General features: G+C 40.8%; 2 pseudogenes. Both read right to left on the bottom strand.

The window, feature by feature from the left end:
- Nucleotides 1-303 (bottom strand): annotated as a pseudogene (locus HP456_RS24755) (type II secretion system F family protein); the annotation flags it as partial.
- Nucleotides 272-554 (bottom strand): annotated as a pseudogene (locus HP456_RS24750) (CpaF family protein); the annotation flags it as partial. The pseudogenes HP456_RS24750 and HP456_RS24755, both read right to left, overlap by 32 nt.

Raw genomic sequence — 554 nt, 5'->3', positions numbered from 1 at the left:
GATGTTGAATAATAAAACAAACAATACTAATGCACCAAGAATATGGACTCCTAAATATTCAGATGGCAGCAAGGTAATATTAGAACTCTGAAGTTTTAGTGCAAGCGGCTTGGCTGTTTCTGAATGATCAAATCGGTCTCCGAAAACACTGATGGCGCTTTTCCTTCTCTGCTCCGGATACCACTCACTTACTTTCTGCTTCCATTCTCTCTTTTGATTACGGTAACCTAGTAGGAAATACATACCCCATAAAAGGAATAGAACCGCTAAGCTATATAGAATTGATACGGTTAATAGCTGCATGGTTCATTTCCCCCTCTATCTGGAATAACGCCTCATCCATTTCTATTCCATGTATTTTCAAGCGATGCAGGCAGCGAGGCACTATACCGGTTGGCTTAAATTCGCCTGCAACTTCACCGTTCTTACCCAGACCTGTGCGTTCAAAGGTGAATATGTCTTGAACTTCAATTTGATTATGGTCATTTACAAACACTTCTGAGATATTCATGATTTTCCTGGTACCATCAGACAAACGTTCGGCCTGTACGATG

It is taken from the genome of Bacillus haikouensis, from assembly GCF_013179555.1.
In the GTDB taxonomy this organism is placed as follows: domain Bacteria; phylum Bacillota; class Bacilli; order Bacillales; family Bacillaceae_B; genus Rossellomorea; species Rossellomorea haikouensis_A.
This window is presented reverse-complemented; position numbering and strand designations above follow the sequence as displayed.